Consider the following 8,019-nt stretch of genomic DNA (forward strand, 5'->3'; position numbering starts at 1 on the left):
CCCCCAGCCCGGCGCCCGCGATCAGCCAGATTTCCGAGCGGACGCCGTGCAGCACGCTGCGGCCCATGCCGGCGAAACGGCTGACATCGTGGTCCAGCGGCGGGAAGACGCGGTAAGCCAGGCTGTCGCAGGCAGCGGGGTCCACGGCGACGCCATGGCGGTCGCGCCAGGCTCCCTTGGTCCGATGCAGCGCGCTCGCCAGCCCGTCGGCCCGTCGCACGATCAGCGGGCCGCCCAGGTCGTGTCGCCACCATCGTGGATCCAGCCTGACCTGGGCTGCGCGCAGGCTGGCGAGCCGGGCCAGCGTCGGCAGCGCCTCAAACTCGCTCGGCCCGGCGTGCAGAACCTGTCCGCCCAGATCCACCCCAAGCGCGTCCGCGGCCTCACCGAGGGCGGCGGCCGTGCTTCCCGCCGGACGCAGCTCTTCGCGGCCCTGCCTGCTCAGGGCTTCCGCAAGCTGGTCATCCCGCGCGTCGTCGATTTCTGCGAAGCGAGCTTCCAGCGCCGCGTAGCAGGCGCCCATGTCCGTGCCCGGCGGCCAGGGCGGCTCGGTCAGCTCGGCGAACGCTGTGAGCTCTTGCAGCCAGCGGGCCGGATCGGCAGGCGGGCGTTGCTCCAGGTCTGCGGTCGCCGTGGCCAGGAGGCTGAGCGTGAGGGCCGCGTCGGTGGTGGGGAAGATGTCCTGGCCCTCTGACGCGACCGCGATCAGGCGGCGGCGCTCGGCGCTGTTGAGGTAGACCTCGACCTCGCCCCGGCGAACGCGCCAAGGCCGCTCGCCCGGGGGGAGGGGGCGTGCGGCGCCGGGGCCGATGACGAGCCGATGCGCGCTCATGCCTCAAGCAGTCCCGCATAGACCCCGCCGGCCGCCAGCAGCGCCGGGTGGTCGCCGCGCTCGATCACTTGGCCTCGCTCCAACACGATGATCTCGTCGCAGTCGCGGATCGTGGAGAGGCGGTGGGCGATCACCACGCAGGTGACCCCCCGGCGGCGAAGCGCTTCCATGACGCGGTATTCGCTGACCGGATCCAGCGCGCTGGTGGCCTCGTCCAGCACCAGGACCGCCGGGTTGGTGGCCAGCGCACGGGCGATATCGATCCGCTGCTTCTCGCCACCGGAGAAGTTGCCGCCACCCTCCGCCACCCGCGAGTCATAGCCGCCGGGCCGCGCGGCGATCACCTCGTGGATCTGTGCGTCCTTGGCGGCGCGGATCATGTCGGGTTCCGGCAGCGCCGGGTTCCAGAGCGTCAGGTTTTCGCGGATGGTCCCTTCGAACAGCATCACGTCCTGGCGCACATAGGCGAGACGCGCGGCGAGCGCGGCGCGAGGCCAGTCCACCGCCGGGCGTCCATCGATCAGGATCGCTCCGGTCATCGGCTGCTCAAGCCCGGCGATCAGCTTGCCGAGCGTAGACTTGCCCGACCCGGATGCGCCGACCAGCGCGATGCGGACGCCAGGGCGCAGGTCTAGGGAAAGCCGCGCGATCAACGGCGGGTCGAGGGGCGCATAGCCGAATTCCACGTCCTGAAGACGGACCGATCCGCGCGGCAGCCGGCCGTCGAACACCGGATCGGGCGCGGCGAACCGGACGTCGGACCGCTGGGCCAGGATGTCGTCGAGCCGGCCAGTGTAGTTGCGGATCTGGTGCAGTTCGGCGCCGAAGCCCGCGAGGGCCGTCACAGGGGCGATGAAGCTGGCGGCGAGGATCTGGTACCCAACCAGGCCCCCTAGCGACATCTGCCCCCCGATCACCAGGAAGCCCCCCCACACCAGGATGGTGACGGTGATCAGCACGCCGATCAGGGCCGGGATCGGCGCGATCCAGGCGGTGATCGCCGCGGCCGATTGGGCGCCGTTCTGGGCCACCGTGGCGAGGCCCGTCCAGCGGGCGAAGAGCATGTCCTCGGCGCCGCTGGCCTTGAAGGTCTCCATGTCCTTGAGACCGGCGACCCGCGCCCCCGCCAGCTTGCCCTGGTCGATCGAGACCTTGCGGTAGTGCTCGGACAGATAGCGATTGGCGACCAGCAGGACCGCGACGTTCGACAGCGCCAGGATCAGCACCGCCAGGGTCATGCCCCAGCTGTAGATCAGCATCACGACCAGGAAGAACGCGGCGCTGAGCAGGCTGACGACCGCCTGCGCAAGACGCCCCGTCAGGAGATCGCTCAGCGCCTCGTTGATCCGCAACCGGTCGGCGACCTCGCCGGCGAAGCGCTGGTCGAAGAAGCTGATGGGCAAGGTCATCAGCTTGGACATCAAGGCGTTGCCGGTGGTGAGGCTCATCACCATCCGCGCCTTCAGCAGGGTCTGCCGCTCCAGCTGGATCAGTACGAACCGCACCAGCGCCGGCAGAGCCATGCCCGCCAGCAGTGGCCCCAGCCAGTCGTGCAGGGAGCGGATCAGCACATAGTCGATGAAGATGCGGCTGAAGACCGGCAGCACGATGCCGGGGATCACCAGCGCCAGGCTGACCAGGATCACATAGACGAGCGCTTCGCCCACCGCCTCGAAGCGGCCGCGCAGCGACGCCAGGAGGCTCGGGCGGGTGTCTCCGGGCCGGAAGTCCGCGCCGCGCCGGAAAACCAGCACCACGCCGGTGAAGCTGTCCGAGAACGCCGCGCGCGTTTCGCGGCGGCGACCCGTGGCCGGATCGTTCAGCCAGACATGGGCGGCGTCGATCGCCTCGACGACCACGAAGTGGCTGAAATTTACGAAGGCGATGGCTGGCAGGTCGAGCGCGTTCAGGTGCTCGGGCTCGGCCTTCATCCCGCGCGCCTCCAGCCCGAAGGTCCGCGCCGCGCGCAGGATGCTGGAGGCCTTGGAGCCGTCGCGCGAGACGCCGCACAGAGTGCGCAGCTCGTCCAGCGCCACGAAGCGGCCGTGGAAGCCCAGGATCATCGCCAGTGCGGCGGCGCCGCATTCCGCGGCCTCCAGCTGCAGGACGCTCGGCGTACGAAACCGCGCCACGCTCAGCCGCCGGCGCGCGGGATCAGCCAGGCGATCACCGGCTTGCGGTCGACGACCACCTTGCCCTGTATCGTCGACCCGGCGCTGACCCTGGATTTCGGGCCGCGCGACGCTGACCAGGAGAAGCCGCTCATGTTGCTTCGATCCCTCGACAGCGCCACACGCACCTCGATCGGCGCGCCGGCGGCCGTCAGTTCGGCGACGAGCTGGTCGTTCTGCAGGACCTTGCGCATGCCCTCCGGCGTCGCCGGCAGTGGCGCCACCGACAACACCCGGCCGGGGATGTGTCCGTAGACCTCGCGCTCGACGGTGCTGGGCACGATCTCGGCGGACATGCCGGGCTCGATCCGCTTGCCATCGGAGGTAGGGACGTAGAGGAGGGCGACCAGGCTGCGGCCGTCGTCGTCGGGCGCCACGGTGGCCAGCGCGGCGCCGACCGCCACCACGTCGCCGGCGTTGACCTTCAACTCGGTAATCCGTCCTGCGTGCGGCGAGCGCACCACCTGCTGGTCGGCCAACCGCGCCGACAGGAGCTCGACGGCTCGGGTCTGCTCCTGGATGGTCCGCTGCTGATCCAGGAGGGCCAAGCTGCGTTCGCCGCTGCGGGTCGTCGCATCGATGCCGACCCGCAGGGCGCTTTCCTCCAGGTTGGCGATCCGCTCGCGCACCTCCGCAAGCTCGATCTGCACATCGACCAGCTTGTCGCGCTGCAGGAAGCCGCGCTCCACGAGGGACGCCATCTGCCTGGCCTTCTGCTCGAGGTAGGCGGCCCGCTCGGTCAGTGCGCGGCGGCTTTGCGCGAGGGTGGCCAGCCGCACCGTGTCGGCGCCCTGCTGGCGCGAACCCTGCGCGCCATAGAACCCCTGCAGGCGGTCGTAGCGCGCCTGGGCGTCGGCGAGCTTGCTGCGCGCCTCGGCGATCTCGCGCCGCAGTTCCGGCCGCGCGATCGTGGCGATCGGCTGGCCGGCGCTGACCCGGTCGCCGGGCCCCACCATCAACTGCTCGATGCGGCCGTCGTCACCCGCGACGATTTCCGCCAAGCCCGTGCGGTCAATCAGGATCCCGCTGGCGGCCACCCTGACGGGCGCCTGGGTGGCGAACGCCCAGCCTAGCGCTCCCACCAGGGCCGCCGCGAAGGCCGCGAGCAGCAGCCAGGCGGGCCGGCCGACCAGCGTCAACGGCGCGTCGAGCCGCTCGGGGCTCCCCAGGCGGTCGAGCGCGGCCTTGCGGTATATGGACTCGGTCACACCGGTCCCCCTCCTGGCGGCTTGACCATGACCTGAACCCAAAGCCTGCGAGGGGGCAAGCCCACGGGTCTCCCTGCTATCCAGGCCGCGCCGCGGCCAGCTCGGCCGGCTCGGTTTGCTCGATGTCGACGCCCAGCCGCCGGATGGCCGCCAGCGCAGCGGACTCACCGCCGAAGGCCGCGGTGATGCTGCGAGCGCCGATCGCGAAAGCGCCGTTCCGGCCCGCCAGGGCCTTTACGCCCTCGCCGTGTCGGGCCGCCCGCGCGGTCTCGGCGTTCAGCGCCTCCGCGCAGGGCGTGATCGCCGGCGGCTCGGCCGGGGCGATATGGCCCGCCGTGAGCAGTGCGTCGGCCGCGTTTAGGATGTCGGCCTCCGTGGCGCCGCCACATCCGGCGTGCAGCGCGCGCAGCGTTCGCGGGCCCGCCTCGAGGCCGCCCAAGATCGCGTGGGCGGCGGCGTTGTCGAACTTCAGCCGGCCGGCCGGGGTGGCGCAGCCGTAGTCCGCGCCGGCCTCCGACACCATGGCCGCCCACCAGCCGTCCAGCCGCGCCTGCGCGGCTCCAACTCGCGTTGGGCGCGCGAAGATGTCGATCCGGAACGAGGCGTTGCTGAAGACATCCCCCATTAGTTCCCGGGCGGTCGGCTGGGCGATCCCCGCCAGCGCCCGGCGGTCGGCGGCGCGGAAGGCGAAATCTTCGCGCAACCGGCTGGCACCGCCAGGACCGGCGAGGACGAAGCCGCGCGCCGCCATCGCTCCGGCGACCTGGTCCGACCACAGCGGCGCCCAGTGGGTGTTAAGGTACTCGTGCGGGAAATAGTCGTGCGGCAGGTTCGTGCGCGCGGTGTCGAACCAGGTCCAGAAGGCCTCGGAGAACGGGCTCGCGCCGTCGGCGCGCATGGCCTGCAGCCGCGCGACGGCCGCGTCGAAGCGCGCCACCGACCCGCCCGCTTCGGTTTCGGCCAGCGCCAGCGCAGTGTGCTGGAACACCGCGACGTCCTTCCACCAGGGCATGGCGTTGTAGCCCAGAACCGCCACGCCGTCGGGGCGCAGGTGGCTGGCGGCGATCCGGTAGACGTGGTCGCGGTTGGCGGCGCTGACCCAGGCGATCACACCCTGGGCGGTGACGTAGTCGTAGCTGGGAACGGCCGGGTCTTCGACTTCAGAGAACAGGGCGCAGCGGAAGTCGACGTTGTCGATCCCCAGCCGCGCAGCGGCCGCCTGGCCGTTCGCAACGTGAGCCGGCATGGCGTCGATCCCGGTGAAGCGGCCCTCGGGATAGGCGGCCGCAAGGAGGGTGAGCCCCATCCCGTCACCGCATCCCAGGTCCAGCAATGCAAACGGCGCGCGCGGTGCGCGCGGCGGCGCCACGTTCCGACAGCACAGCATCGCGTCGACCCACGCCGGGGAGAACTCCCGCGGGAAGTTGCTCGGATAGACGTGCTCCGCAAGGTAGCCGTCGTTACGCCCGCTCACTGCGTCCTCATCACTCGTGCCACCGGGGCGACCGCGTTGGAGCCGCGCGGCGGCTGCCGACTTGAGTCGCTAGCCGCGATGCTTTTGCGGCCATGCTTCGTAGAACGTCGGCGAGAGCGTGGTCGGGTTGTCGTCAGCCTTCAGCTCGGCTGGCTGAACGGCCGGCAGGAGGCCGCCCGTGGCGCCGTCGAGTTGGGTCTCGTCAAGTTCGACCGCGCCGGCCGCGGTGATCTGGTCTTGGGGCTTCTTGTCGCTGGACATGAGATTCTCCATGTCGGCGGTTACGGGGGCGAGCCTGTGAAGGCGGCTCGACCCCGCACCGGGCGCTACCCGCGGACCGACCCGTCGCCAAGTGCGACGTTGATGCCGGAGGGACGCACGGACCCATCGCCGAGCACCTTCTGTTCGAGGGTGTTGTACTTGTTGAGCGCGGGCGCGATGGCGATGATGCCACCTGCAGCGTCGTCCAGCTGGGTTTCCTCGAGCTCGACGGCGCCGGCGTCGGTGATCTGGTCTTCAGGCTTCTTGTCGGTGGACATGGTGGTCTCCTGTTACGGGGGTCATGCGCAGACCTGCCAAACCACCGTGCGGGAAGTGGAGCGGCACAACAATGTATACGAAAACACCGGTCTGTGGATGCGCGCGTTTTCGCCGAGCCGGTCTGCGCGGTTGGGCGCGTCCCGCGGGCCACGGGCGGCGTAAAGGGTCGGTAGAGGGCGTCAAGCAAGACGCTGCCCCTGAACCCGAAGCGGAGAAATCTGATGTCTGAACTGAAGCGTGACGAGGTCATCGAACTTGAGGAAGCCGAGTTGAGCGACGTGCGCGGCGGGCTGCTCCTGCCGGCGATCCAGAAGGTGCGCGAAGCGGCGGCCAGGATGTCGTGCGCCACCGCCCAGGACACCGCCGTCATTACCTTCGCCGGCTGATCGGTGGACCGTTGAAGGCGCGGGATGTTCCACCGAGCCGAGATGTAACTCCCGCCGAGCCCGCCGGCGCGTCCACGCACCTGGGCGTCGATGCTCTTCGAGGCCAGCGGACGCGCCGCCCCCACCAATCTGTGGATTGCCCCTAACGGTTCTGCGTGCCTCACTGGTCGGCGGGGTTTTCGCACCTGCAGGCGTCTTTCGCGCCGATGGGTCTGATACCGGGGGGATCAACGGGTGGCGGCAGGAGGATGGTTTGCACGTCTGACCCTGCTGGCCTGCGCCACGCTGGCGGCGCCGGCCTTCGCGCAGGCTGCTCAGCCAGGTGAGATCCTGGGGCCCGCCACGATCTGCGGCCTGGCCGCGGCGCGACCTGACCTGCCGGACGCGGCGCTGGAGCAAGTGACGCGAAACGCCGAGGCGCTGCTGGCGCGACGCGGCGCAGACCTGCGCCGAGGCGATGCCGCCCTTGAGGTGCTCGGCGTGGTGAGCGGCGGCGACATGGCCGCGCGAGGGTCCGCTGTCGCGGCCTACTGTTCCGCCGCAGGCGAATCGATGCGGTTGGCGCGATCGGGAAGTCAGTTCCAGGCGCAGAGCTATCTGATCGCGGCGGTGGCTGCGGCGGAACGGGCGGGGGACGCGCGGCTCGCGGCCTTGGCCGCGTATCGGCTGGCCCTGGCGACGGTTGGCGGCCCAGTGATCGCCGACCGGCGCGGCGGCGGACCGGCACCGAGGGCGGTGGGGACCGTGAGTCCCGCCGTGCCTCCCGCGACGAGCGGCTGCGAGGAGCTGTCGGCGCCCGTCCTGCTGACCCGATCCAGCGCCGAGGTCATCCAGGCGGCCCTGGCCTGCGCGAACCTCAGGGCCCGAACCGCGGGCGAGGCCGAGCTGGCCGCCCTCAGCGGCCTGCGATGGTCGCGCATCCTGCTCACCGCCGCCGAGTCTGCGCCCGAATCGGCCCCCGCCCCGCTCAGGTCGCGCGCCTTGGCGGCGGCCCTTGAAGCGCTGCCGCAGGCCGCGGCGATCCAGGATCCGGCGCTTCGGATCGAACTGCTCGGCCGCCTCTGCCAAATCGCGATCGACGCCGGCGGCGCGGCGGATCCAGCGCTGGAGCGCGCCATCGCCGGCATGCGCGCCGCCGCGCCCGGCGGGCTGGCCAGTGAGGCCTATGCGGACGCCCTCCAGGGCCGCCTGGCGCTGGCGCGAGGCGATCGGCCCGCCGCCCAGGCCCTGCTGCGGCGGGCGGTGTACCGCGAAAGCCAGAGGCCGCAGCCGCTCCGCCTGGCGGACTGGTTGCTGTGGCTGGCGCAGGCCGAGCCAGACAGGCGCGCCGAGCATGCCACGGCTGCCTATCGCGCCCTCGAAGCGGTGCGACCCCTGCTGCCGCTGGTCGACCCGATCACCGAGGAAT

At 71.2% G+C, this 8,019-nt stretch carries 7 protein-coding genes; 1 reads left to right on the forward strand and 6 read right to left on the reverse strand.

The genetic code is table 11. The features are described 5' to 3' along the window. The 6 genes from QZV94_RS00665 to QZV94_RS00690 all read right to left on the reverse strand — a co-directional run. On the reverse strand, window positions 1-832 hold an 832-nt coding region (locus QZV94_RS00665; RefSeq protein ID WP_293675864.1), incomplete at its 3' end, for a hypothetical protein. Then, window positions 829-2,964 carry an NHLP family bacteriocin export ABC transporter peptidase/permease/ATPase subunit gene (locus tag QZV94_RS00670; protein WP_293675865.1) on the reverse strand — a complete coding sequence of 712 codons (2,136 nt, stop codon included), beginning with the start codon at window positions 2,962-2,964 and terminating at the stop codon, window positions 829-831. The genes QZV94_RS00665 and QZV94_RS00670, both read right to left, overlap by 4 nt. Before the next feature lie 2 nt (window positions 2,965-2,966). Further along, on the reverse strand, window positions 2,967-4,211 hold the full coding sequence (locus tag QZV94_RS00675; RefSeq protein ID WP_293675866.1) for an NHLP bacteriocin system secretion protein: 1,245 nt from the start codon (window positions 4,209-4,211) through the stop codon (window positions 2,967-2,969). Between the two features lie 76 nt (window positions 4,212-4,287). Continuing rightward, window positions 4,288-5,685 (reverse strand): class I SAM-dependent methyltransferase, encoded by a 1,398-nt coding sequence (locus QZV94_RS00680; RefSeq protein ID WP_293675867.1) that lies wholly within the window; start codon window positions 5,683-5,685, stop codon window positions 4,288-4,290. A gap of 69 nt (window positions 5,686-5,754) precedes the next feature. Next, a complete protein-coding gene (locus tag QZV94_RS00685) occupies window positions 5,755-5,946 on the reverse strand; it encodes a hypothetical protein (protein WP_293675868.1) in 192 nt (63 codons plus the stop codon). A 65-nt stretch (window positions 5,947-6,011) separates the two neighbouring features. Beyond that, window positions 6,012-6,224 (reverse strand): H-X9-DG-CTERM domain-containing protein, encoded by a 213-nt coding sequence (locus QZV94_RS00690; protein ID WP_293675869.1) that lies wholly within the window; start codon window positions 6,222-6,224, stop codon window positions 6,012-6,014. 222 nt (window positions 6,225-6,446) lie between these two features. Here QZV94_RS00690 and QZV94_RS00695 point away from each other — a divergent pair, with 222 nt between their 5' ends. Then, entirely contained in the window at window positions 6,447-6,611 is a 165-nt protein-coding gene (locus QZV94_RS00695) for a hypothetical protein (RefSeq protein ID WP_293675870.1), read from the forward strand. Window positions 6,612-8,019: the final 1,408 nt, after the last annotated feature.

The sequence above is a fragment of the uncultured Phenylobacterium sp. genome (genome assembly GCF_902826855.1).
Lineage (GTDB): Bacteria > Pseudomonadota > Alphaproteobacteria > Caulobacterales > Caulobacteraceae > Phenylobacterium.

What these genes read in the sequence shown, in the direction of transcription:
- QZV94_RS00690 (WP_293675869.1), bottom strand. Translation starts at nt 6,224, where the DNA reads ATGTCCACCGACAAGAAGCCTGAAGACCAGATCACCGACGCCGGCGCC.
- QZV94_RS00695 (WP_293675870.1), top strand. Translation starts at nt 6,447, where the DNA reads ATGTCTGAACTGAAGCGTGACGAGGTCATCGAACTTGAGGAAGCCGAG.
- QZV94_RS00685 (WP_293675868.1), bottom strand. Translation starts at nt 5,946, where the DNA reads ATGTCCAGCGACAAGAAGCCCCAAGACCAGATCACCGCGGCCGGCGCG.